Consider the following 24,030-nt stretch of genomic DNA (forward strand, 5'->3'; position numbering starts at 1 on the left):
TGATGAGTAGAATTTTGATTGTTGAAGATGACCAAAGTATTGCCAATCTGCAAAAAGATTATCTTGAGTTGAGCGGTTACTCGGTTAAGATCGTGAACAGCGGCACAGAGGGTTTGAGAGCTATGAAAGAGGAAGGGTTTCAGCTTGTTATCTTAGATATCATGCTGCCAGATATGGATGGGTTTGAAGTGTTGAGAATAGTACGTGAGCAGGATGATATTCCTGTGCTTTTGGTATCAGCGAGAGCAGAGGAAATTTATAAAATTAACGGTTTAGGCCTCGGTGCGGACGATTATATTACCAAGCCTTTCAGCTCGGGTGAGCTGGTAGCACGGGTTGGTGCTCATCTGAAAAAGTTCGAGAGGATGAAAGAACGGTTTGGGAAGGGGAATGAGGGTAGCACGATCCAGATTAGGGGCCTTGAGATTCAAAAGGATGCCAGAAGAGTTTTTATGAACGGGAATGAAGTTGTTCTGGCCCAGAAGGAATATGATTTGCTCCTGTTCCTTTTACAGCATCCCAATCGGGTATTTGGCAAGGAAGAACTATTTGAGCGGATCTGGGGGATGGATGCGATGAGCGACGCTTCTACGGTAACGGTTCATATTGCCAGAATCAGAGAGAAGATCGAGGAAATCCCATCTAAGCCCCAGTACATAGGAACGGTTTGGGGATCGGGGTACAGGTTTATGGTTTAAGGTGTAAAACGAAAAAGCCCGGGGATGCTATCCCTCGGGCTTCATTTGGATTCGAACAAGTGTGCCAAATCCCTCATCTTATCAACGGTATCCTAATTTCAATTAAGGTCCCTTCATTTACTTTACTTCGATATGTAATACTGCCATGGTGTTGTTTAATAATCTTGTGACTGATCATAAGCCCGAGCCCTGTCCCCTTTTCTTTCAAGCTATAAAAAGGCTGACCCAAACGAGGAAGCAGCTCCTCAGGTATCCCACAACCTTGATCTTTCACAAAAATTACACACTCATCTTCCGTTTCTTTTCGCAAGCTGATGTGAATCTCCCCGCCGTTAGGCATGGACTCTATGGCGTTCTTCAAAATATTGAGAAAGACCTGTTTTAATTGATTCTTTTCGCATGTAATTGGTAAAGTGGGTTCCTCGCAAAACAGTTTAAATTCAATATTGCGCAAAAGTGCCTGAGGAGAGAGAAACTCGATCGTATAAACAATCAATTCTTTTATATCCGTACGGATAAGTTGAACAGCTTGGGGTTTTGCCAAAGAAAGAAGTTCACTAGTAATGTTTTCAATACGCTCCAGCTCACTAAGGAGCAGATCATTATACTTTGTCGAAGGGTCCTCCCTTTTGTAAATCTGAAGAAATCCTTTGATGGTTGTGAGGGGATTTCGAATTTCATGTGCCACTCCTGCTGCCATCTCCCCGACAATGGAGAGCTTCTCAGACTGTAAAAGGAACTCTTCTGCTTTTTTACGTTCGGAGATATCTCGGCTGATAATAACGATATGAGCAATATGACCTCCATCCCTCTTAACCGGCATACAACGGGATTCAAATTCTATCCAACGGCCTTCTTTGTGTTTAAACCGAAATTCCATGGAGTGCGATTCCATATTCTCAAACATGCTATTTATTGTATCCTTAAACATTCCCACATCATCTGGATGAACGAACTTACATAACTCAGTGCCTTCCAGTATGAAACCTTGATACCCCAGAACGACCTCATGGGAAGGAGAAAAGTAACTGATTGAATGATCTTTATCCATAACCATGATCAGGTCAGAAGTATTCTCAGCAATGAGTCGATATTTGGATTCACTTGCTTCCAGTGTCTTCTCGAAGTGCTTTTTTTCAGTGATGATTCTACGGAGTCTCTCATTGGATTCAATGAGTAAGGCCCCTAGGATTACACCTAACATGACAAACAATAAATACTGCAGGTGAAAGAGTGGCTGATCATTTAAAATATGAAAAGAATATACGGTGAACATGTAGAGAGCAATATATGCTCCAAAAAGGGCAGCGCTTTTTTTAAATGGTGTGAGATAGGAGATATAGGCATGTAAGACTGAGAATGCGAACATGATTAATGCCCAACCAACAATGGCTGGTGGCCAATTTCCACCTGAATACAGCCTTGCAAGTAAGGATAAAAAACCAGTAATCAATCCCGCCACCGGACCAAGATAGGCAAAAACTAGAATGACAGGGGCATATCGGATGTCGTAAGAAAAGCCTTGCTGCTTGACCGATAAAATCACGAGGATAATAGAAACAAGCCCCCCGTAAATTCCTACCCAAAGACGCAACGGCTTAAGTGGCTGATAGTTTATGTATGAACGGATTACTAAGGGCGTACTGACCAAGAGTGAAAAAATGGAGAGATTAACAATGTAGTCATAAAGAAACAATATACTCACCCGTATCTAGTTATTATCATTATTATTCCATTCTATCATAAACCTGAGAGATCACGATTTCCATATAATTCTTACTATTAATGCTTTTGGAAAATGAATAAATTGTAAATGTGCGCAATCTTGTAAAAACACCTTACATCTATTATATTGAAAATGAAATCAGCTTGTTAGAGGGAGTACGTTATGTGCCGAAATATCAAACCGCTTTTCAACTATGAACCGACAGTGACGGAAGATGAAATTAGAGCGGCGTCGCTGCAATTTGTGCGTAAGATCTCTGGGTTTACGGATCCTTCCAAAGCGAATGAAGCTGCATTCCAGCAGGCTGTTCAAGATGTTGCAGTGGCAGCGCAAAAGCTATTGGATTCCTTGGTTACCCATGCTGAGCCTCGTAATCGTGAGGTCGAAGCGCAGCGCGCCAAAGAACGAAATGCGATCCGATTTAGTACGAAAGAGATTTGAAAAATAGAAGGAATGGGCTTTTCTCTCCGGAGAGAAGCCTTTTTTCGTGCCCGAAACAAGCCCCTAGTTTCCAGGTGGTGTCGGGTGATTCTCTTTTTGCATAAGCTATGAATATACTAAATGGAAAGTAGGTGATTGCTAGTGACGAAAGGGTTTGATTGTTCAACACCGCTTACGGCACAAGGAGCGGCTGCTTTCGTCGGACAAGGTTATACATTTGTCGCCAGATACTTGGTGCCAAGTGGTGCAAAAGCATTAACGAAATCAGAGGCTGACGCGGTTAGTGGAGCTGGGTTACAGTTGGTTTCTGTTTTTGAGACAACTGCGAGTCGTGCGCTTGGGGGAAGAAGTGCCGGATTGGCAGACGGGGCCACTGCCTTACAAGTTGCATCAAAAGTAGGTCAGCCGGAAGGCAGCTGTATTTATTTTGCTGTTGATTTTGATGTTTCATCTGCGCAAATGCCAACGGTTATAGCTTATATTAAAGCTGCAAGTGAAGTTATACCAGCGTTCACAACGGGTGTGTATGGTTCGTTTGCCGTGATGGAGGCAGTAAAAGCTGCAGGCGCTTGCTCTCATTTCTGGCAAACCTATGCTTGGAGTGCAGGGAAGAAATCAACGTTTATCCAAATTTATCAATATTTAAATGATGTGATGGTGAATGGTATTGCGATTGACCATGATGAATCGTATGGGAATGAAGGCTGGTGGAATACACTGGTGACGCCAGAACCGCCAAGCTATTCACTTAGTGTAAATGATGCTAATGCGATTATCCCTTTCCTGTCAGCTGGTTATATGGCGACTTCCTCCAAGCTTGCGCAAGACGAATTTCATCGACTTGCCAATGAATTACGAAAGGCATCTGGTCAATCCTTGCAATAATTGTGAATCAAAGTAAACCAAATCCTCCTTCAGTACGTATACTCTATTGGTAATGAACTAGATTGAAGGAGGATTTGGGTTATGAAAAAAAGTATAGTTGCTGCAGTGGTCAGTTTGGGTTTGCTCCTAACCGGAATTGTTCCAGCTTCTGCACAGGATCATGGGATGGTCATGCCGATGGGGAAAGTGGCCTATGAGCAACCGACGAAATCGGATATGAAGATCACTTTGGATGGTAAAACGATGGCACTTGATGAATCATATTTGATTGATAATTCATTGTTTGTTCCTTATCGAGCTTTTGCAGAAGGGATTGGCGGGGAAGTCGGTTATGATCCGAATAACCAAATGGTTACAGTGAAAAAAGGCACCAAAACAGTCAAGCTCATGATTGGATCTTCAGAAGCAGATGTAGATGGCTCTAAAGTTACGATGGTTGGTCCAGCACAGTTAATTAACAGCTCATCTTTCGTTCATTCTCGGTTTCTGGCTGAAGTATTCGGAGTTGTCGTTCAATATGATCCTGCCACCAGATCTGTTAACTTAATTACGGGAGATTCCGGACAAAAAATCGGGAAAACCTACTACATAAATATCGAAGGATTCGCATATAGCGATAGTGATTTGACGGTTGAAGCAGGATCCTCGATTGTATTTACGAATAAAGACAAGGTTAAGCATAATGCTGTGGCTGACGATGGCAGCTTCCGAACTTCGCTGCTCGGTACAGGCGAATCTGAGAGTATTACACTAACAACCCCTGGTGTGTATTCGTATTTCTGTGAACCCCATAAGGATTTCATGCAAGGTAAAATCACGGTCAAATAAAAATAAAGCCCGGCTGCTCTGGATGAATCCAAAGTGGCCGGGCTTTCATTATTGGATATCCGCGCTGCGTATGTACCACCGATCCTGCAGAGAGGCTCGTTCAAGATGGAAAAGCACGCGGCGACTCGACACCGCGGAAGCTCTAGCGGCTGTCATCGACACGTCGACAGCTGTATCGAGCTGTAGGAGCTGGGACACGTCCTGCTCCTTGAATTTGGACAGGCGGCGCATACTTCGCACGTGCATCGCCTGTTCTTGCCCTGTGGTGACCTGCAGCAGCTGCAGGTCACCTTGGTGTGCGGCGCTGATCCATACGTCGATCAGCGCCCAGGGAGAGAGCTTGCTGACGTAGTCCAGCAGCAAGCCTGCCGCTCGGTGCACCATGACCTGGTGCGCCGGATCCATGGAGCGGGAGCCGTGTGTAACGCTCCCGAGGAAGTGAATACAGAAATGACCGTTGAAGTCATTTCCGGGTATACCATCACCGCCATGCGGCATGCCGTGCATGGAGGCGGCGAGTGTGCGGCCATTGAGCTTCACTAGGACCGCTCGGCGGTCCCAGCTCCACTTGCCGCCATAAATGCTTTTGAGCGTCGCGGAGTCGGTCTTGGTGAGCGGCTGCACATCCGCATGATGGGAGCCCGCGCGACGCTGTCCTTCGAAGCTAAGGCCGCTCTCTACATCGAGGACGGTAAAGGAACTAAATTTGGGAAGCACTAGACTTGCTTCCTCCCAGGTGAGTAGCTCGCCATAATGCTTAGTGCGGAGAGCTTGAACATGTGTCTGAAGCGTCTCCTGCGCTTTGCTTGATAGCTGGATCAATTGCTTCCCAGCCAAATCGATAATCTCAGCAGTTGGCGTCACACCCAACAGTACGGATTCACCATTTTTGAAATAGCGGAGTGTGGTGTCCGGCAGGAGAGGTTCTAAATAAGGATTTCCAGCTGTGCCGGCCTCCAGCGCTCGATGTAACGTTTTATCTACGAAAGTCGCCTCGGTCTGATAGATAGCTCGAGGAGATGATTTAACTAGCAATTGGATCGTGTCGGAATCCGTGGATACTTCCTGATGTAATGGAATGATGTTCTCGGCCTTAGTACTAGCACCTATCCATTGACTCCAAAAGAGGACAAGAAGGAATGTGATAAGTAATTGTCGCTGCTTGTTCTGAGATCGGTTTGAAAACATGTGAGTGAGGGCTTCCTCCTTATTCTTCTAGGTAAATTGCCATAGCTAAGTGTTTACTAATTTGCATGATTTTATAAAAGCTGAATGTGGATCGTGCAGTGTTCCATGCTTCAGTTAGATTGTGATAAAATAACAAAAGTATACGAAGGGACGATCGAAATGGGAACGAAAGGGAGGAATTTCAGATGGAAGAATTTAAGGGAAACCCTTTTGAATTACATATTTCTGACCAGCTCGTTGTGCGAGGCGATATGCACAAAGCCAAAACCGAACCAAGTAAAGGTACATTGCTCCTATGTCACGGTTACAAAGGCTTCAAAAACTGGGGGATGTTTCCGCATGTGGCTAGTGAATTAGCGGAAGTTGTGGATGTCGTTGCGTTGAATTTTTCCCATAATGGTGTTGGCGAAAACTTAATGGATTTTACGGAACTTGAAAAGTTCGCTCGTGCTACCTATTCAAGGGATCTGGAGGACTTACAGGCTGTCATTGCTGATGTTCACACGAAAGGTACAAGCGTGAAACCGATCTTATTGCTAGGGCATAGCAGAGGGGCTGGTGTGAGCTTGATTTACGCGTTAGATCATCCTGAGGAGATAGCCGGCGTTATCAGCTGGAATGGTATCGCCAATGTGGATTTGCTCACACCTGAGAATAAAGCTGAGATGAGGGCCGTGGGCCGCTCCTACACCTTGAATGGACGAACGAAGCAGATGATGCCGCTCGATCTAGAGATTCTAGAAGACATGGAGCGAAATCAAGAGAGATTTGATATTATCAGTCGAGTCAGTGAGGCTACTTTTCCGATAACACTTATACAAGGGACAGATGATGGAGAACGGGGCATTCGAGGCTCAGAGAAGTTGGTTGCTACCAATTCAGCTATTCAATGGGTGAGGATTCCAGACGGGAACCATACCTTCGGCAGTGTTCATCCTTTTCAGGGCGAGACACAGCCTTTGCGAGAGGCAATTGTTGAAACGAAACGAGCGATACTTGACATGTTGAAGCTGAAATAGGGTTAACCGTTAAACTTCCCACGAGGAGAAGGAGATGAACCTACTTGTGGGGAGTATTTCTTTTTTTAGCTAGTAAAAAGTAATTGAAATTAGCATCTAGCCTATTTGTTAGGTTGCTTTACGAGAAGGTGTTTTTTAGTTTCCAACAACGAGAAAAAACGATCCGTTCTCGCGCGTTTATTTCGCGATAGGAACCGTTTTTGTTTTTCTCGATATTAGTATTCGATTAGAATACACAAGCTGCTGATAAGATGATTACCAAAAGAATAAAAAGAACCAAAACAGCTGCTGCGCTAGTACCTACTCCGCTCATATTTATTCATTCCCCTCAGTGAATTTTCTTTACGGTATAATCATACGCACTGTTCATAGTGATTGCTTGGACATAAGTCATGGAAGAAATAAAAAAATTCCAAAAAACCGGCCTTAATAATCTACAATTTGTGACTTCAATAAAGAAGTCGGTGACCAGTACATGACCAGGTGGGAAAAATCCATTATTTTGTGGTAATTATTTGATCTCTAAAAACAAAAAAAGCCTTGATTTACAAGGCTTTCGCAGTATGACCTGTAGTGGGCTCGAACCACTGACCCCTACCCTGTCAAGATAGTGAGTTTATAGCTCTAATGTGCTATTGTACTCCTATTAAAGAAACTGTTATGGCAGTATTTCATTTCAGAGTTGTTTGTTCCCGCCGCCGACAATTTTTTAAGACTGATCTCCTCAAACCAGGCATGTGAAGATCAGCTAAGACAGATATCAAACTAAGGACATTATTTCGATTCAAGATTAAGATAAAAACCTTGATGTAAATTTGATACCAAAAATGAAATACGTTGATTTTAACCATTCTAAGCTACCCGTGAGGGGGCTTTTTTTTATGGAGCCCGAGTCGAGTACAAAACGCACGGTTGTGTTGAATTTGGCTCAGAATGAGATCACACATAAAAACGGACGAAGCAGCCATAATAAACAAGTGTCATTCATTGCCATTGGAGGTGAACAATGGAGCGGATCAGCCAGTCGCAGCTTGCAGCGCTTATCATCATGTTTCAGATCGGCAGTACACCCTTGTTCCTGCTTGGTAAGGACGCCGGAGCGGATGCATGGATTGCGGTAATCATCGCTATGGCGGTCGGGTTATTGCTGCTTTTGCTGACGTTATGTATTCACCGCCTAGAACCCGGCAAGGAACTCATGGAGATTATCAACACTTATTTCGGTAAGTACATCGGCTATGTGTTTGGTATTGCGTATTTCATATATTTCTCCTACCAATCGGTTAGGAACTTGAGGGAATTCGGGGATCTGACGAACATGTATTTGCTTCCTAAAACTCCGCTGCCGGTATTGATTTGCTGCCTGCTGCTCGTCGCGGGTTACGCGGTATGGCATGGCATCGAAGTGTTCGGCAGAATTGCGCAAATCATCCTCCCCTTTGTATGCGCGACTTACATTGCATTCTTCATCGCGATCTATGCAACGAGATTATTCGACCTGCACCGGATAGAGCCTGTTCTCGACAATGGGGTCATGAAGGTGATAGACGCTGCATTGCCCGAGGTGTTGTCATTCCCATTCGGGGAAATGGTATTGTTCTTAATGTTCTGGAAGTTCGCCGATCCGAAGAAGCATACATTTCTAAATACGGTAGGCTGTTATATAGGCACAGGATGTTTCATTACGCTGACCAATCTAATTATTGCCGCCAGCTTAGGTCCGATCTCGCAACTAAGCGTTGCTCCGTTCATTCAGCTTGTGAGCCAGATTCAGTTCGCTTCTTTCGTCGAACGGCTGGATCCGTTCGTAGCCGCCTTGCTTTTCACGGGTGTCTTTATGAAATTGACGGCGTACTTCTTAGGCGCGTGTTTCATCGCCAGACATCTGGTCAAGGGAGATCAGCGTTACATTGTCGTCGGTGTCGGCGTCGTCTTGTTGATCGGCTCGCTTTTGTTCCGTAGCTTCATGCAGCACATTTGGGTCGGCTTCGAGTATAACTTGAAATACCATTTTCCAATCTTTCAAATATATTTACCTGCTCTGCTGTTGCTGATAATGCTGGTTAGAAGCCATTTACGTGTGAAAGAGAGAAAGAATTCCTAACGATATGCTAGGGGGGATACAGCGGTGAGACTATTGTGGGGACGAAAGAAGAATTCGAACAAGGCCGGTAACGGTTCGAACAAACAGTCCGGAGCCGCAGCGTCTTCAACCGGAATAAAGCAGCCGCTCTCCGCGGAGTTATCGTCCAATGTGAAGTGGCTTTATAACGAGCTCGGCGACAGTTCCGATATCGTAGCGCGCACGTTTCTCGACGCTGCAACCGGAATGGACGGAGTACTTATCTACATTGAGTATCTGGTCGACCAACAGATTGTCAATCAGATGATTGTACAGCCGATTCTGGGAATCATCGGACAAAATCCGGACGCAAGATCGCCTTCGGATCAAATGGAGCTGCTGAAGTATAAGGTTCTATCCGTTGGACAACTAAAAGAAGTGCGAACGCTGGACGAAGCGCTCGCGCAGCTTCTGGAAGGTCATACGCTGATTTTACTGCAGGGCTGTCATTCGGCGATGTCTGCAAGTTCGGCCGGAGGCGAGAAGCGGCCCGTGGAGGAGCCGTCCTCCCAGACGGTCATTCGCGGACCCAAAGATGGCTTCACGGAAGATATTCATACTAACCTGTCTTTAATTCGCCGCCGAATTAAATCCCCGCAACTAAGAATCGATAGTCGACAGATCGGCAATCAGACGAAGACGAAAATTACCGTCGTCTATTTGAAAGGCGTCGCGAAAGACGGCATCGTATCAGAAGTAATAGCTCGGCTTGATCGAATTGATACAGACAGTATACTGGATAGCGGTTATATAGAGGAATTTATTCAAGACGCTGCTTTTACGCCGTTCCCTACGGTTCAGAGCACGGAGCGTCCGGATGCGGCTTCAGCGGGTCTTCTTGAAGGGCAGGTCGCGATTATCGTGGACGGATCGCCGTTCGTACTGCTCGCGCCGGTTACATTCATCCAGTTCTTCCAGTCGAGCGAAGATTATTATCAGCGTTACGATATCTCAACCTTCCTAAGATTCATCCGTTATGGCGGTTTTTTCGTCGCTATTCTGCTACCCGCGCTGTACATTGCCATCACGACATTCCACCAGGAGATGCTGCCTACACCTCTTGTAATCAGTTTGGCTTCGCAGCGCGAAGGCGTGCCATTCCCCGCGCTCGTCGAAGCTTTCTTAATGGAAATTACGTTCGAGGTGCTTCGGGAAGCCGGCGTTCGGATGCCGCGGGCCATCGGTCCTGCAATCTCGATTGTCGGTGCGCTTGTATTGGGGCAGGCAGCAGTTCAAGCGGGCATCGTATCCGCGGGAATAGTCATTGTCGTCTCTTTCACGGCAATTACGAACTTCGTCATCCCGTCGATCAGTATGGGGACTGCCGCAAGACTTATTCGGTTCGTCATGATGCTATTAGGCGGTACGCTCGGGCTGTTCGGCATCATGGCCGGCGTTATGGTGATGCTCATTCATCTGGCAAGTTTGCGCTCGTTCGGAATCGCTTATCTTACGCCGCTCTCGCCGTTCCTGCGCTCGAATTGGAAGGACGTATTTGTTCGTATGCCGCGATGGGCGATGAAGAAACGCCCCATCATGATGTCTTCGAATAATCAGACCAGAGAAGGCAGAGGAAAGAAGCCGGAACCGCCGGCGAAACCGGGTCACGAGCAGGATCCGACGCCGGAGTTAAATAGCTAGGGGGAAGATGAAGTGGGCGTTCGCACACGTCTGTTATTCGTATCGCGGCTAGTCTCGATCATGGCCGTCTCAAGTCTTCTGCTTACGGGCTGCTGGGACCGTAGAGAACTCAATCAACTGGCTTTTATCGCCGCGACGGCGATCGATTATAAAGACGGCCGGTGGAATGTCTCCTACCAAGTGGTCGTTCCTTCGGCAATCTCCCCCATCAGCGTGAGCGGGGCTTCGAAGCTGCCGGTCACCGTCTATTCGACGCAAGGAAGAACGATTCGCGAAGCCACATGGCGAAGCGCGTTTGAAAATTCGCGGCGTCCCTATTTTTCACATAATCGGGCGATCATTATCAGCTCAGCGGCAGCGCAGCAAGGGCTTTCGACGCTCCTCGACGTTTACCTTCGCAATACGGATTCCCGGGAGACAGTAAGCGTACTCATGACGGATGGCGAAGCGCGCCAAATCTTGGATCAACTCATGCAGATCCAGATTATACCCGGTGACGGAATTGAGGAAATGATCAGCGAAGAAGCGAAAGTTTTGTCGAGTCTTCCTAATGTCAAGATGTACGATCTTGCTTTGGAATTGCTGGGGACCGCCAAAAGTGCGGTGCTGCCGGAAATTGTCATCTCCGGATCTCCTGGCGTGACGAATCCGGGCGAGCTGAGCAGGACAAAGATTAGCTCTAAGCTTAAATTAGGGAGATTGGCGGTACTGAATCAAGATAAGCTGGCAGGCTGGGTGTCTCAACAGGATGCATTAGGAGTAAGCTTCATACGCAATAAGGTGAATCGGGCAGTCCTTCCGTTCAAATGCGAAGAGAGATCGCGCGAGATTGACTCCTTATTTCAGATCAATCAGACCAAAACCCGTCTCACTCCGCATAAGAAGGGCGAACATTTCATGATCGAGATCGAGGTTAAAGGTAAAGGGGAGCTTTTGGAGACGAATTGCCCCGTTGACCTTTATGATCCTAATACCATACGTATGTTGGAGGAACAGCTGGAGAAGGAGATCGTGGAAAGTATAAAGAACAGCTGGGAGGCGGTCAAGAAGCTGAAGACGGATGTCGTAGGTTTTGCCGATATCATTCATCGCAAGTATCCGACCGAATGGAAGCGGCTCGGGCCCAAATGGCAGACGGAATTCCTGCAAACCGAGATCCGGCCTAAAGCCGAGATTACGATTAAGCGGGTGGGTCTAACCGAGAAGTCGTTCAAGCTGCAGTCCAAGAAGGACTAATAATTTCAGATGGAGGGGTTGTATGCCAGCGTATTATACCGACTCTAATTTGCCAAGTCTTAGTCGAAATTTAGCCGCATCACTTGAGAAAGCGTCAGTTTTACAATGAGAACGCCGTGATTCAAAACGACTTTTTTCGGTGCCGAACAGGTGCCGAATAGGTGCATAACTTCATGGGCGGTATGTTATTATGATGTTAATACGAATCGCATCGGAAAGCATCCGGAGATAACGGTAATAGGCCGTTGTCTTCAGGTGCTTTTTTTGTGTGCAAATGGAGGGATTAGAAATGGTCAAAGGCATGTTGAGGAAAGGTGATCCAATTCAAGTGCATCTCGAACATGAAACGTATGAATGGGGGGAATTCCGATGGGATCGAAGGTTTTCTGGTTTATGAGATTCCAGCGGAGCAGGTCGGTGACAAAGTACGTGAGGTGATGATCATCGCTCTAGTTGACTTATACGAGGGCTGCTTATGCTGAATTAATCGCAGAGTGGGGTCCTAATAAGCAGGAAGAACCTAATAAAATCACCACTTTAAGCTGTCGAATGATAAATGTTTTGGATAAGTTGCTGCTAAGATCGTGCTTTAATGTTTAAGCGCTCGCAAAACATACACCAAAGGAGGGCATTGAATGGAGCATTCCAACAAACGTCTCGGACAACTAGCCGCAGAGGAACTGATTCAAGCAGGGCATTCAGACTAGCTAGATGTGCGTTCAGCGGAAGAGTAGTCGAGCTGACTACGCACACTGTTGAGGACGTTCTGATGGCTATACATAGGATTAAGATCGACCTGCGTATTGAATTACTGCATTTGAGACTTGAAAAGCGAGACCAGTTCAGGAAGTTAATTAGTAAGCTTTTCTCAGAGTAGATAACGCGGCGGCGGGATTTACCAATTGAACGATCTGAATTGAGTTAACAAGAAGGCGTATATGGGGACAGAAGACAAAATTCATCTTGTAGTGTGGCGAATATGAGCAAGGCAATTGGCGTGGGTAAGACGGGAAACAAATGGTACTATGTGATCACTGTAGGTTACGATGAGAACGGTAAGCAAAAACAGCAGAAGAAGCGGGGGTTTAGCACCAAGAAAGAGGCAGTGGAAGCACGTACAAAGGCGCTTAGTGAAGTATTGAATGGGACATTTGTCCAACCAACAAAAATGCTGTACAAGGATTTAATTGATTCAATGGGTCGAGGGTAAGAAGCTGAAAGTAAAGAAGCAGACGCTGAGTTTTTATGAGACTATGATCGTCACTCACATAATTCCTTCACTAGGCGACATTCACTTGAGTAAACTCACCACGTTTGATGTACAACAATTCCTAAATCATCTACAGGGTAAAGGGCTCTCAGGAGGATATATGCGAAAAATATACTCGCTTGTAAATGAGACTCTTAAGAAGGCGGAACAATGGGGGATGATATCCCGGAATCCCGCCAAATATGTTGATCCTCCAAGCACAAACGAAAATGCTATTACGATTTGGGAATCTGACAAGATACGTACATTCTTGAAGTGTACTAAAGAAGAGGATCTCCAAATCGCAATCGTAATTGCGTTGACTACAGGCATGAGACAGGGCGAGATATTAGGACTGCGTTGGTCTGACATAGACATGGACAAAAAAGTGCTTTACATCGAACAAACACTAAGCCACGATGGAAAAACACTTAAAGCCGGATCGAAAACAAAGGCAGGCACAAGAAAGATCCATTTGCCCTCAGAGACGCTTAAGTACCTTGAAAAGCATAAAAGGATTACCGAGATTGAGAAGAAGCAGAACAGTCCTTTATACGCCGACAATGACCTTATAGTATGTATCTCAATAGGCACGCCTGTAATCCCAAGGAATTTAATGCGTACCTTTTATCGTCTAATTAAAACTGCTGATCTGAAAAAAATTCTGTTTCATGATATTAGACATACCCATGCAACGCTCTTACTTATGCAGGGGGTTAACCCTAAAATTGTTGCAGACAGACTAGGGCACGTGGATATAAGACTTACACTGGATACCTACAGTCATTTGCTCCCTAGTATGCAGTTAGAATCAGCGACTAAATTTGGTGAATTACTTTTTAATACCTAAAAGATAAACCGCAGCATGTAATTGCCGCGGTTTTTGTGCTTTTATGCTTGTATTACTATTGATATATTTGAACCATTTAGGAAACCTCTGTGCTCAACTATCCTGCATGTTAGCCTCGTCCTGGTTGAACTATCGTTCTCCGTTAGCTTAGGGCTTTGGTGGCCGATGGTATGGGATGTACATTGGTTTGAACCTGTCAATATTCTTTAGTTGTTCATTTGCGTTCCAGTTATCACTGCGTCGAGTATGGAACATCCATTTCGCACCATTAGATAATCATTCCACTCGGTAAGTTTCAAACGTATAAAGCATATCATCAACGCCAAACTCAAAACTGCAACATACGCAAATCTCGAATGATTCATTCCCCTTTTCATCATATGGTTGCTTTTCTAATTCGTCAAAACCACAAACTGGACAAATGTAACCCATTTTTTCCTCCAGAGAATTTAGATTAGTTTGTTTTTGAGCTATCGTTCCAAGTTTGTTAATAGCGCCTGGATCGAGCAGGGTTCCAGCGATCAATCGGCTTATCGAACAGTTGATCGTGTTGTTTTAATGGCATTTTACACGTAATCAATACGTTGTCACCTACTTGTCGGGAAAATCGAAAAAGCCGATCCCGGTGCTAAAGACAACTCGAGCGTCCCTTCGACGAGCTTCTGAGCAAGCTGCTCCGCGGCTAAGCCATCGGGCGTAATCCGGTAAATATCGACTTCGCCCACATAGCTCCAATCCGGCGGAAGAGTCCACAGTTTGTTCGCATATCCCCCTTTACTGTAGGCGATCAACTCCGGTTTAGCTTGCCATAGCGCAGGGAAAAGCACGTCGTTGTGTTCCCGCAGCACTCTTCCGTTGCAGGTGACCGAACGATCCGCCAAAGAGACTACATGTCCCCCGGAATAATGCATGATTCGGTTTTCGCCCTTGTTTTCCAAACGCAACCGATCCAACGAATTCAAATATTGATATTGAAGCATGTTCAGACAGAACTGCTCCAGGAATAGCTGGTGCCAGTTCTCAAGCGGAAAAATATCCTCTCCTTGCACCCCCGTACCGAACAGAAATTCCAAGTCGGAGCTCATATGTGGAAAAGGAATGCTGTAATTACGTAAAGAAGCTCCGCTGATCAATCGGGCAGGACGTTCCAGAAAATGCTGCTCTTGATTTTGATCGAACCACCAGCACCATGGCTGCAAGCCGATGAACGGATCGGTGCGCAAAAGGGCAAAGTTTTCGCTCGTCACGTCGATGCCGCGCTGACGGAAATAGCGGATCGTACGGCGCATATATGACGACTCCTCGTCTTGCGATATACCGCTGTAAGTATTCGCCCTCGGGAAATACGCATCCAAATGCACCGTTCGCGCATCTTCCAGCTTCAGCAGCGATATGAGCTTTTCGATGCGCTGCACCGTCGTTCCGCTCTCCCACTCGTGCTTGTAGCAAATTTGATAGGCTGATCTATCGTTCCAGCAGCCGATTTGCAGCAAAGAGCCGTCTTCGTTGCGCGAGATCAGATCGCGCTCCAGGTACTGCTTCCAAAGCGGGCTGTCATCGTAAGCGTCCGTCATGTTGACATGAACGCTTATCGTCGTGTTGTAACGTCGAGCTTCCTTTACCAGCCACAGATAACTGTCTCTAGCACTTTCGTCCTGCGGTCTTTTTAAGTGCGGATTCACTTCGTCCCAGGCAGGATACTTGTCATCATGACCGTTGTACTGCCATCCGATAAGGTATATGATTTTCGGAATGCCTCTGGTCATCCTGTCCGTCTCTTTGATATATCGAAGCGCCTGCTCGAATGTGCAATGCACGTTCGAACCGCCTTTTCCGTCAGGCGTAGCCAACATCAACTTCATCGTCAGCATCTGGCTGTAATCGTAATTGTACAGAGTTTCCGGCTGCAGCGTCAGCCTCCAGTCGTAGTAATCCCCTGAAATGGAGCGCCATGCTTCTTGGAAAGCTGTTGTCTGAGACATCCAATCCCCTCCTTCGTTCTTCTGTAATCGCTAAGCATTCCAAACGAAGCGATTTCTTCTAAGCTTAATCGAGAGCATAATTTTGAGAAATGCACGATTTTCTTTAATACCTATACTATTTTGACTCTTTTATACGATTTCATAAAAATGCAAGATACTTAAATTCTAATTCAACTATGCTACCCATTAGTTTAATCCAATCCACACTTTCATGTCCTGATGACAAGTTATTACCTCAACGAGAACAGTGTTTTCTAGCTAAATAAGCGTCATCGGTGACCAGTATGTGACCAATGGGAATAAATTCAGTTTTACGAGGTATTTATGACTGCCTTAAAAACAAAAAGCCCTTACAATGTAAGGACTTTCTAGTATGACCTGTAGTGGGCTCGAACCACTGACCCCTACCCTGTCAAGATAGTGCTCTCCCAGCTGAGCTAACAAGTCGTTTATGGATACATTTAGTAATATACCAAGAATTCGAGAGATTGTCAATTGATGGGCAGGCTCACTTTTGCCAGAAAAAGATCAGCTTATGCAGGATAGAATAAGGCTTTCTCTTCTTTTTGGATCGCGGAATAAAGGGGGTATGTAAAGCTTCTTCAATTGGAGAATCTGTGTCTTTTGCAAGTAAAAGGGAAAGCTCCTCTTCTGTAACGCCTGTTGATGTCATAGCAAGTTGTCAGCCTCTCTGGTAATGATTGTGAATCAAATGTACCATATCCATGCGATGTTTCCTAGTATAGCTTTCATCTTGCGTGAATTTATGGTAACTTGAGATCATTAGAGTTTGGGAGGAAAAAGGATATGACGAAACAACAACATCGTTGGAATTTACGGTTGAAGAGTAGTAATGTGTATTTAGGTACTGTGTATCTGGGCGATCCTCTACCTGAAGTGGAAGATGTGATCATGATCGGCGAGAAAAAATATACGATTCTTGAGCTTGGAAGCACACGTGATGCAAGTGATGTTTTTGTTGAGGAAGTAAAGAAGAAGTAATAATAAAATGAAGGAGCAGATCTCAGTGATCTGCTCCTTCGTTTTTTATGTAATGTGATATAAGGACGCGAGGCAATCAACAAACATTTTATTATAATCTTCGCGGGACAGGTCTTTACTACATGCAATGTCTCTTCCTAAAAATTGAAACCAGGTGATTTCTGTAAGGTTTTTTTTGTACACAAACTTGTCGTGCTGAATAAGAAAGGTATCATTTTCGAAAAAAGGTACGTTGTCAAATTGGAGGGCAGGTTCGTTTTGCTTCTCGCTTACTAAGGTGGCCAATAAAATTAACATTCGGAAGGGGTCACGAAAGATTTCGTATTGCATGGTCATCGGTTCAACACTCCTTTTCCGGGTATAGGGGCAAGGTAATCATACTAAAACTAGGAGATCAATTATAGACATTTGGGAAAACTGGTGAGGAAATTGAAGGAAAATCGGAGGAATTCGAAGGAAATAGAAAAAAGACTGAAGGTCACTCTAAGGAGGATCGAGTGATTCAGTCTTTTTTGAGCTTGCTCCTACATCAAAGGATTAGCGTTTGTAGCCGCCGAGAGATTGTTCAGCCATTTGCACTAATCTTTTTGTGATGTTGCCACCGATTGAGCCAGCATCACGTGTTGCCAAATTACCGTTGTAACCAGAAGGGGAGAGAGGGACACCAATTTCCTGAGCGACTTCATACTTCATTTGATCCAGTGCTGCTTTAGCTTGTTGTACGACCAAAGTGTTTGATCTAGCCATTCAAAATCATCTCCTTTTTTTTGGTACACCAGTATTATTTGAATGTTCAGAATATTTATTCGCGGAAATCAAAAAAAATTTTTATAAAATCAATAAACCCCCAACGGTTAAGTTGAGGGGGATATTTTAACTATTATGATAGCGGTTTCATTATTCTTCTTCGGATTGTTCGCTTTCTTCCTCTGCAGCAGCTGCTTCTTCAATCGCTTCAGCGATTTCTACTTCAGCCTCTTGACTTACCACTTCTTCAGTGGATTCAGCAGAGATTTCTTCTTGCTCATTTTGTTGTACTACTTCTTCCTCTTGGCTCATTTTTGTCACCTCCTCTGATACGTATAGTAACATTGTATCAGTTCTACTAGGTTATACAAGTAGGTTGGAAGCCTATTGAATAGATTTAATGTAATCTTGATTGTTCTGTCACTTTTTAGGGATAAGCTGTTGCGGAACAAGTCGAAAAAGAAGAGAAAATCCGCTATTTTCGCGGCTTTCAGCGATTGTGCATGTTTTGTTTTTCTATGAATATAAATGAGGCTAAGTACCAATTTTTCATGATTTACTATGCTGAGTTTCTATGAAAACTCTTTAGGAGGAATCCGAATGAACCGGTCGGATGTTATTTTAGAGCTACAACTTGTACCAGAATTATTAAAACAAGCAGAAGCCATTTATGTCGATGCCGTATCTGAATTGAATTGGGCGAAGCATATGCTTCTATCCAAAGAGTATGAAGTGATTGGTGAAGGTCTCGTTACCGGGAAAAATGAGCTTCAACGACAAGCAGAATTATGGCCGTACACGAAAGACTTACAGAAGCAGGTTTTACAAATGGAAGATGCAGTTGAACATACGAAGGTTGAGTTCCACTTCTATAAAAGGAAATTAGAAAATCTTCAAATCATTGCCAAGCTCATGACCATTTTATAATCATATCCAAGAGACACAAATAAGAAGGGCCTGCGATCGAAAGATGGCAGGTTTTTTGTTGTGCCAACGGAAGAATTAGAAAATTTGTTAGTTGAAATATGGTTACCGTGAGAGGCAGTTGTGCATCCTAAGGGTAGAATATACCAATGTGTGGTTTTACAGGAGGATTGTACACAATGAAATCAGTTCAATTTATGGTGACGGCCAGCTTGGGTCTCTTTATGTTGACAGGTTGTCAAGCAGCTAGAAGCACCTTGGTATCAGAGGCAACTCCGCCTCCAGAAACAATCAGTGTTGCACTTATCGGAGCAAATAACCAATCGGTAGGGTCAGCGCAATTAACGGCCGTGAAGGAGGGTGTACAGCTGGATGTACAAGTTAGCGGGCTACCTCCTGGTGTACATGGCTTGCACATTCATGAGAAAGCTATATGCGAAGCACCAACGTTTGATTCGGCTGGAGCGCATTTGAATCCTCATAAAAAGGAACATGGCTTCTTGAATCCCAAAGGGGCGCATGCGGGAGATCTTCCAAATCTCATTGTGGATGCACAAGGCAATGGGAAGTTCAGCGCTGTAACGAAGGCGGTCGTGTTAGAAAAGGACCAAACGAACTCGCTTTTTAAACCGGGAGGCTCTAGTTTGGTTATTCATGAGAAGGCAGATGATCTGAAAACGGATCCATCCGGCAACTCGGGTAAGCGGATTGCTTGCGGTGCTGTGAAATAAGGGAAGGAAGGGTTTCGACAACATGATCAAAACACAGGATCTCAAGTTGCAAATGGATGAATTAACAAAACAAAATGATATGGTATTGATCGAATTAGAGCAGGTCAAAAAGATGTTGATCTCAAGCGCTCAAAGCTCTCAAGACAGCCAAGGTCAAAAGGCTTCCACTGATAACAGTGTAACCGCGCAAGACGAAGCAGCAACTACAAGTGCCTCTCAAAGTCAAAACCAAAGCCAAGATCAGAGTAAAGATCAAAGCCAAGGTCAAAGCCAAAATATGAAATCAAGCCAGGGTGACTCGAATAATCAGCAAGTAACTGATTTAGCCAATGAGCTTTTGAAAATTAAAGATTTAGTTGTTAAGCTGGAACAAAAAACATCACAGTACGTCAGTAGTCAATCCAATGGATCGCTAACCGAGAAAGATGCGGTTAATCTCATTCTTACTCTAATGAATGGGATGGTAGACTGGGCAAGTGAATTTGTATCTTCCAAAGCATCCTCAAATGGCCAGTTACAATAATAATATGGTTAGAAAAAAAGGAAAAAGGCTGAATATATCAGCCTTTTTCCTTTTTTTCATAACTAATAAACGATAAATTAGGGCTGTACAGCTTTGGTTCTAAAGTTCATTTGCTTCGCGCAATACTCAATAATTTCACTCCGTCGAACGATCCCGATGAATTTATCCGAATCATCGACGACAGGTACAAAGTTTTGTACTTTAGCCAAATCAATCAGATCCACCATGTCTGCATGAATATGAACGGGTTTATTTTTAACTCGCAGAGGAACTTCTTCAAGTACATGTCGGTGGGCATTCTCAAAGCCGATATGCTCAGAATTTTTGAGAAACCAAAGTAAATCCCCTTCGGTAACGGTTCCTACATAATGACCCTCATCGGAAAGAATCGGGACAGCGGTATATCGATGATACTCCATACGCTCCAACGTTTGTCGAAGGGTTGCTTGTGGAGTCGCGGTAATGACTTCGGATTTAGGTAAAAGGAAAAAGGCGATATTCATCAGTCACACTCCTTACAAAGAATCAATGTGTCTAGTATAACAAACTTTGCGCATAGAATCTAAACCTGTGATGGATGCTAGTAGTGAGGTGAACGGAAATGAATCGAGCATTGACTACGGCTCTGATCGGTATTGGTGCCGCTCAAGCCATCAAATTACCTTTAACGTATGTGTTCAGTAAAAAATGGGATTGGTCACAATTAGTACAAACAGGTGGAATGCCAAGCTCTCATTCATCAGGTGTCACGGCATTGGCCACATATATTGGGCTGAAAAGAGGCTTCTCTGCCATTGATTTTGCGGTGTGCTCCGTATTCGGAGCAGTTGTCATGTACGATGCAATGGGCATCCGCAGATCGGCTGGTGAGATTGCTGTAGAAGTGAATGATCTAGATGAGCAGGTCGAACGAATTGCTCGCCAGCACCCCGGGTTGTATCATGCCAGAAGACGCAAAGCCTTGAAGGAACGATTAGGTCATTTACCGCGGGAGGTAGCTGCTGGTGCCCTGTTTGGGTTTGCCATTGGGGCTTGCAGCTATTTATTGGAAAAAAAATAAAAGCGATTGTTCGCATATGGACAACATTTCCGGAATGGGATAAGATCAAGAAACGATCTTAGAGAGAGGAAGAAGCCCATATGGAAACAATTCGTGTTACTACAATGGATCAACTGAAAGCTTGTTTTGCTGTTCGTTTTAATGTATTTGTTGATGAACAACAAGTACCCGCTCACCTCGAGATGGATGAGAAGGATGAGTCGCCGGAAGCCTGTCATCATTTTCTCATTCAAGATGGAGAAGTTCCAATAGCCACTTCCAGATGGTACGAATATCAAGAAGCAACAGCCAAATTACAGCGTGTTGCCGTCTTAAAGGACTATAGAGGCCGATCGCTTGGGAAACAACTCATACTTGATATGGAACAGCAGGCTCTCGAGCTAGGTTGCAAATACGCGATTCTTGATGCGCAATGCCAAGCAGAAGGTTTCTATAGCCAGTTGGGTTACAAAGTGATTTCCGAAGAGCCTTTTTATGATGCTGGCATACTACATGTTAGAATGAAGAAAACACTTTAACTTACAGCTGCACTTTCATTTCCAGAAGACATGCTAACGGCAAGTGGAAAGGTAAGAATAAATCGTGTGCCAATCCCCAGTTCGCTTTCCACTTCCAATGTGCCATGATGATCCTGTACGATTTTATAGCAAATGGATAATCCAAGTCCAGTACCCGTTTCTTTGGTAGTGAAGAAGGGATGGAAAATTTTCTCTAGCTGATCACTCGGAATTCCAGGACCATTATCCGCAATAATTAAAGTCGCGTTCTTATGATCGCGGCTTAATTTCATGTGGATTGAGCCATTTGCTTCCATGGCTTCACAAGCATTCTTCATCATGTTTAGTAATAGCTGTAACATTTTATCTTGATCCATTAGCATGAGAACAGAATAGGTCGCTTCTTGAAAATGTATTTCATGTCCAGAACTGGTGGCTTCGGATTCAATGAGTGAAATAACCTTGAGGACACATTCATTCAACGAATGGGTTTGAAAGACGGTTTGGTGCGGCTTGGAAAATTGCAGGAACTCACCTGTCAAATCACTCATCCGATCGATCTCATCCATGATTAATCCGTACCAATTTTCAATATTGTAATCGCTTGCTTTTGATAATTGCAAAAAACCTTTGACTGTAGTCAGGGGGTTCCGAATCTCGTGAGCCATACCGGAAGCAAGTTCTCCGACGACACGCAGTTTTTCCGACCGTTGCATTTGTTCTTCACGTTTTAACCAAGATTCACGTTTCTTCATAAATAGATTATGCTCAGCATGCAAAATAAGATCATCTTTCGTTAAGGCATCCTGCGGAAAGATGGCAATCCCATACGTATTTTGAATGCCCGTAAGCTTAGGAAGCTCTGAATCCAACTTCTGTTGAAAGGAAGCTGTAGTGAGAAAATCCTTTTGGAGCGGCATGACGACTGCGAACTCATCTCCGCCATATCGTGCAATAAAGAGTGCATCTTTATATAATATTTGCAGGAGATCAGCCATTTGTTTGAGCACAAAATTGCCTGCTTGAAAGCCTCCAGAGGTATTCATTGCTTTCAAATCTGTACAATCGATAAGAAACAGCACGAGTGGTTGATGATGTTTAATTTGCTGTTCAAGTCTCCTGTGGCACTCTTCATAGTTATAAAGACCGGTTAAGGAGTCTTTTTGCGTTATTAATTGGCTCTCATTTCGTATACGATCCATTTTTCCACTTCGTAAAAAAACGATTCTTGTTAGTAAAGTTATCGCTGAGAAGTCTATGATACTAGTAAGTCCAAACATGGATTCTCTAGTTGCAGTATGCGTAATGAAATTAACGGTTGTTAAATAAATAATTGTAAAACCTACAGAGAGAAACCATGCTTTCGATTGGCTTTCTTCTTTGTAGATATGACGTGACAGCGTTAATAAATATAAGGGATAAATGAGATCAGATTGACCAATCACATGAATTGACCCGATGATAAGCATTTGAATCCATGACATGTTAGGATGGGAAGATCGAAAACGAACAGACAAGATATAGAGAACAACAGCTAGAATAAACAAGGGGATGTTCAGTACTGAATGCAGATAGATAGAATATAGGCCGTATAGAATGACATAAGCATAATAAACCCCATTGATAATCACCGTATCATCTCCCGATTGGAAATTTCCACCGTTCACACACTCTTGTGACAAATTCTATACTTGTCATAAAATCCCTGCTATTTTCGAAAAAAAATGAGAAAGAAAGGGGGATTTATCGAAAAAGCCCTGAGAGCACATATTCTCAGGGTATAGGATGAAAGTGGTGATTAATCGACGATGTTGATGATCTCATGTTTATGAATAAAGGTCATGTGACCCGTTTGGCCGATGAATTCTGGCATGTGATCGTCATAATGCATTAGATAGACGAGTTTCTGTATGTCTTCTGGGAGGGTAAGAAGTTCGTCTAACGTTGTGTGAACAATTCCTGCTCCCCTTAATTGACAATCGTGAAAAATGGTGTGACAATTTCTAGTGTGTATGACCTCTTTGATAAGCAAATCCTTATTAAATTTCATATCCGCGCTATAGAAAGTCCGATGATTGATAAAGATCGAATAATTAAGCTTCTGGGCAATATGAAGCGTAGGTATGATTTCAATGGTTAGCTCAGGCGAGATTTCAAAGGGGACGTTCTCTTGCAGAAAAACAAGTTCGAAATAATCTTGGAGTTGGTTGAAGCTTTCATCCGGATTATAGAGACCGCCTTTGAGGGAATTCTCCCAAAGTATATCTGCTAAAGCCTCAGTTAAGTAAAGCTTCACCCGTTTACGGTTATATTGATAGAATAAACGAAAGGCCACTTCTTCAAGGCCGCCAATATGATCGGCGTGAATATGTGAAATAAGAATTCCGTCTAATTGGTCTAGCTCTAGACCAATTTCGTAAAGTGATTTAGGTGTAGTTGCTCCACAATCTATGAGAATATTGGAATTCATTGATCGGATTAATGCACTGGTATTGTAGTACTTTTTGGAAAAGGCACTGCCGGTTCCCAACATTTGAATTTGCAAACTCATTCAGCCGCCTCCATTTTTCGACAAAAATCCATCTTTTTCTAATGTAACATGGGAAGTTGCTGAGTTTCAACCTATATATGTGGATTTGAGAAACCGTTAGGTTAAAGTATTCGAATAGAAGGTGTTGATT

At 44.0% G+C, this 24,030-nt stretch carries 25 protein-coding genes and 1 tRNA gene; 17 read left to right on the forward strand and 9 right to left on the reverse strand.

Annotation, left to right across the window (positions count from 1 at the left end; all coding sequences use genetic code 11):
• Window positions 1-2 precede the first annotated feature (2 nt).
• Window positions 3-698: a response regulator transcription factor gene (locus AC58QC_RS09380; protein ID WP_497414908.1), complete on the forward strand. Its 696-nt coding sequence runs from the start codon at window positions 3-5 to the stop codon at window positions 696-698.
• A 73-nt stretch (window positions 699-771) separates the two neighbouring features.
• Here the strand turns inward: AC58QC_RS09380 and AC58QC_RS09385 are convergent, their stop codons facing one another.
• A complete protein-coding gene (locus AC58QC_RS09385; protein ID WP_497414909.1) occupies window positions 772-2,403 on the reverse strand; it encodes an ATP-binding protein in 1,632 nt (543 codons plus the stop codon).
• A gap of 183 nt (window positions 2,404-2,586) precedes the next feature.
• Between AC58QC_RS09385 and AC58QC_RS09390 the strand changes: the two genes are divergently transcribed.
• From AC58QC_RS09390 to AC58QC_RS09400, 3 genes are all read left to right on the forward strand, one after another.
• Complete coding sequence (locus tag AC58QC_RS09390) at window positions 2,587-2,865, forward strand: DUF2277 domain-containing protein (protein WP_497414910.1); 279 nt, start codon at window positions 2,587-2,589, stop codon at window positions 2,863-2,865.
• A gap of 141 nt (window positions 2,866-3,006) precedes the next feature.
• Window positions 3,007-3,750 carry a DUF1906 domain-containing protein gene (locus AC58QC_RS09395; protein ID WP_497414911.1) on the forward strand — a complete coding sequence of 248 codons (744 nt, stop codon included), beginning with the start codon at window positions 3,007-3,009 and terminating at the stop codon, window positions 3,748-3,750.
• 81 nt (window positions 3,751-3,831) lie between these two features.
• Complete coding sequence (locus tag AC58QC_RS09400) at window positions 3,832-4,578, forward strand: stalk domain-containing protein (RefSeq protein WP_497414912.1); 747 nt, start codon at window positions 3,832-3,834, stop codon at window positions 4,576-4,578.
• A gap of 48 nt (window positions 4,579-4,626) precedes the next feature.
• On the opposite strand, the gene AC58QC_RS09405 is transcribed toward AC58QC_RS09400, so the two are convergent.
• A complete protein-coding gene (locus tag AC58QC_RS09405; RefSeq protein WP_497414913.1) occupies window positions 4,627-5,766 on the reverse strand; it encodes a hypothetical protein in 1,140 nt (379 codons plus the stop codon).
• 185 nt (window positions 5,767-5,951) lie between these two features.
• On the opposite strand from AC58QC_RS09405, the gene AC58QC_RS09410 reads away from it, so the two are divergent.
• From AC58QC_RS09410 to AC58QC_RS09440, 7 genes are all read left to right on the forward strand, one after another.
• Complete coding sequence (locus tag AC58QC_RS09410; RefSeq protein ID WP_497414914.1) at window positions 5,952-6,785, forward strand: alpha/beta hydrolase family protein; 834 nt, start codon at window positions 5,952-5,954, stop codon at window positions 6,783-6,785.
• 1,006 nt (window positions 6,786-7,791) lie between these two features.
• Window positions 7,792-8,889: a GerAB/ArcD/ProY family transporter gene (locus tag AC58QC_RS09415; protein WP_497414915.1), complete on the forward strand. Its 1,098-nt coding sequence runs from the start codon at window positions 7,792-7,794 to the stop codon at window positions 8,887-8,889.
• Between the two features lie 24 nt (window positions 8,890-8,913).
• Window positions 8,914-10,548 (forward strand): spore germination protein, encoded by a 1,635-nt coding sequence (locus AC58QC_RS09420; protein ID WP_497414916.1) that lies wholly within the window; start codon window positions 8,914-8,916, stop codon window positions 10,546-10,548.
• 12 nt (window positions 10,549-10,560) lie between these two features.
• On the forward strand, window positions 10,561-11,784 hold the full coding sequence (locus tag AC58QC_RS09425; protein ID WP_497414917.1) for a Ger(x)C family spore germination protein: 1,224 nt from the start codon (window positions 10,561-10,563) through the stop codon (window positions 11,782-11,784).
• 341 nt (window positions 11,785-12,125) lie between these two features.
• The gene (locus tag AC58QC_RS09430; RefSeq protein WP_497414918.1) at window positions 12,126-12,266 is read left to right on the forward strand and encodes a hypothetical protein; all 141 of its coding nucleotides are present in this window, start codon (window positions 12,126-12,128) and stop codon (window positions 12,264-12,266) included.
• A gap of 497 nt (window positions 12,267-12,763) precedes the next feature.
• On the forward strand, window positions 12,764-12,994 hold the full coding sequence (locus AC58QC_RS09435) for an Arm DNA-binding domain-containing protein (protein ID WP_497414919.1): 231 nt from the start codon (window positions 12,764-12,766) through the stop codon (window positions 12,992-12,994).
• A gap of 85 nt (window positions 12,995-13,079) precedes the next feature.
• Window positions 13,080-13,883 carry a tyrosine-type recombinase/integrase gene (locus AC58QC_RS09440; RefSeq protein WP_497415166.1) on the forward strand — a complete coding sequence of 268 codons (804 nt, stop codon included), beginning with the start codon at window positions 13,080-13,082 and terminating at the stop codon, window positions 13,881-13,883.
• A gap of 587 nt (window positions 13,884-14,470) precedes the next feature.
• Here the strand turns inward: AC58QC_RS09440 and AC58QC_RS09445 are convergent.
• Both AC58QC_RS09445 and AC58QC_RS09450 read right to left on the reverse strand, forming a co-directional pair.
• Window positions 14,471-15,865 carry an endo-alpha-N-acetylgalactosaminidase family protein gene (locus AC58QC_RS09445; protein WP_497414920.1) on the reverse strand — a complete coding sequence of 465 codons (1,395 nt, stop codon included), beginning with the start codon at window positions 15,863-15,865 and terminating at the stop codon, window positions 14,471-14,473.
• A 374-nt stretch (window positions 15,866-16,239) separates the two neighbouring features.
• Window positions 16,240-16,312: transfer RNA gene (locus AC58QC_RS09450), tRNA-Val, on the reverse strand.
• Window positions 16,313-16,672: 360 nt separating this feature from the next.
• Here AC58QC_RS09450 and AC58QC_RS09455 point away from each other — a divergent pair.
• Window positions 16,673-16,867 (forward strand): hypothetical protein, encoded by a 195-nt coding sequence (locus tag AC58QC_RS09455; RefSeq protein ID WP_028558119.1) that lies wholly within the window; start codon window positions 16,673-16,675, stop codon window positions 16,865-16,867.
• Between the two features lie 537 nt (window positions 16,868-17,404).
• Here AC58QC_RS09455 and AC58QC_RS09460 read toward each other — a convergent pair.
• Together AC58QC_RS09460 and AC58QC_RS09465 are read right to left on the reverse strand one after the other, a co-directional pair.
• Entirely contained in the window at window positions 17,405-17,614 is a 210-nt protein-coding gene (locus tag AC58QC_RS09460) for an alpha/beta-type small acid-soluble spore protein (RefSeq protein WP_497341348.1), read from the reverse strand.
• Window positions 17,615-17,764: 150 nt separating this feature from the next.
• Window positions 17,765-17,926 carry a hypothetical protein gene (locus tag AC58QC_RS09465; RefSeq protein ID WP_497414921.1) on the reverse strand — a complete coding sequence of 54 codons (162 nt, stop codon included), beginning with the start codon at window positions 17,924-17,926 and terminating at the stop codon, window positions 17,765-17,767.
• A 288-nt stretch (window positions 17,927-18,214) separates the two neighbouring features.
• Here AC58QC_RS09465 and AC58QC_RS09470 point away from each other — a divergent pair, with 288 nt between their 5' ends.
• The 3 genes from AC58QC_RS09470 (at window position 18,215) to AC58QC_RS09480 (ending at window position 19,792) form a co-directional block, all read left to right on the forward strand.
• Window positions 18,215-18,541, forward strand: a complete 327-nt coding sequence (locus AC58QC_RS09470; protein ID WP_497263994.1) for a hypothetical protein — start codon at window positions 18,215-18,217, stop codon at window positions 18,539-18,541.
• 176 nt (window positions 18,542-18,717) lie between these two features.
• Window positions 18,718-19,269: a superoxide dismutase family protein gene (locus AC58QC_RS09475; RefSeq protein ID WP_497414922.1), complete on the forward strand. Its 552-nt coding sequence runs from the start codon at window positions 18,718-18,720 to the stop codon at window positions 19,267-19,269.
• Between the two features lie 22 nt (window positions 19,270-19,291).
• Window positions 19,292-19,792: a hypothetical protein gene (locus AC58QC_RS09480; protein ID WP_497414923.1), complete on the forward strand. Its 501-nt coding sequence runs from the start codon at window positions 19,292-19,294 to the stop codon at window positions 19,790-19,792.
• Window positions 19,793-19,869: 77 nt separating this feature from the next.
• Here the strand turns inward: AC58QC_RS09480 and AC58QC_RS09485 are convergent, their stop codons facing one another.
• Window positions 19,870-20,295: a CBS domain-containing protein gene (locus AC58QC_RS09485; protein WP_497414924.1), complete on the reverse strand. Its 426-nt coding sequence runs from the start codon at window positions 20,293-20,295 to the stop codon at window positions 19,870-19,872.
• Window positions 20,296-20,393: 98 nt separating this feature from the next.
• On the opposite strand from AC58QC_RS09485, the gene AC58QC_RS09490 reads away from it, so the two are divergent.
• Window positions 20,394-20,852: a divergent PAP2 family protein gene (locus AC58QC_RS09490; protein ID WP_497414925.1), complete on the forward strand. Its 459-nt coding sequence runs from the start codon at window positions 20,394-20,396 to the stop codon at window positions 20,850-20,852.
• A gap of 80 nt (window positions 20,853-20,932) precedes the next feature.
• Window positions 20,933-21,370, forward strand: coding sequence for a GNAT family N-acetyltransferase (locus AC58QC_RS09495; protein ID WP_497414926.1), 438 nt, complete (start codon window positions 20,933-20,935; stop codon window positions 21,368-21,370).
• On the opposite strand, the gene AC58QC_RS09500 is transcribed toward AC58QC_RS09495, so the two are convergent.
• Window positions 21,367-22,980: a sensor histidine kinase gene (locus tag AC58QC_RS09500; RefSeq protein WP_497414927.1), complete on the reverse strand. Its 1,614-nt coding sequence runs from the start codon at window positions 22,978-22,980 to the stop codon at window positions 21,367-21,369. The two genes, AC58QC_RS09495 and AC58QC_RS09500, sit on opposite strands and share 4 nt — an antisense overlap.
• A 167-nt stretch (window positions 22,981-23,147) precedes the next feature.
• The gene (locus tag AC58QC_RS09505; protein WP_497414928.1) at window positions 23,148-23,900 is read right to left on the reverse strand and encodes an MBL fold metallo-hydrolase; all 753 of its coding nucleotides are present in this window, start codon (window positions 23,898-23,900) and stop codon (window positions 23,148-23,150) included.
• Between the last annotated feature and the right edge of the window lie 130 nt (window positions 23,901-24,030).

The organism is Paenibacillus sp. J22P51 (assembly GCF_059692215.1).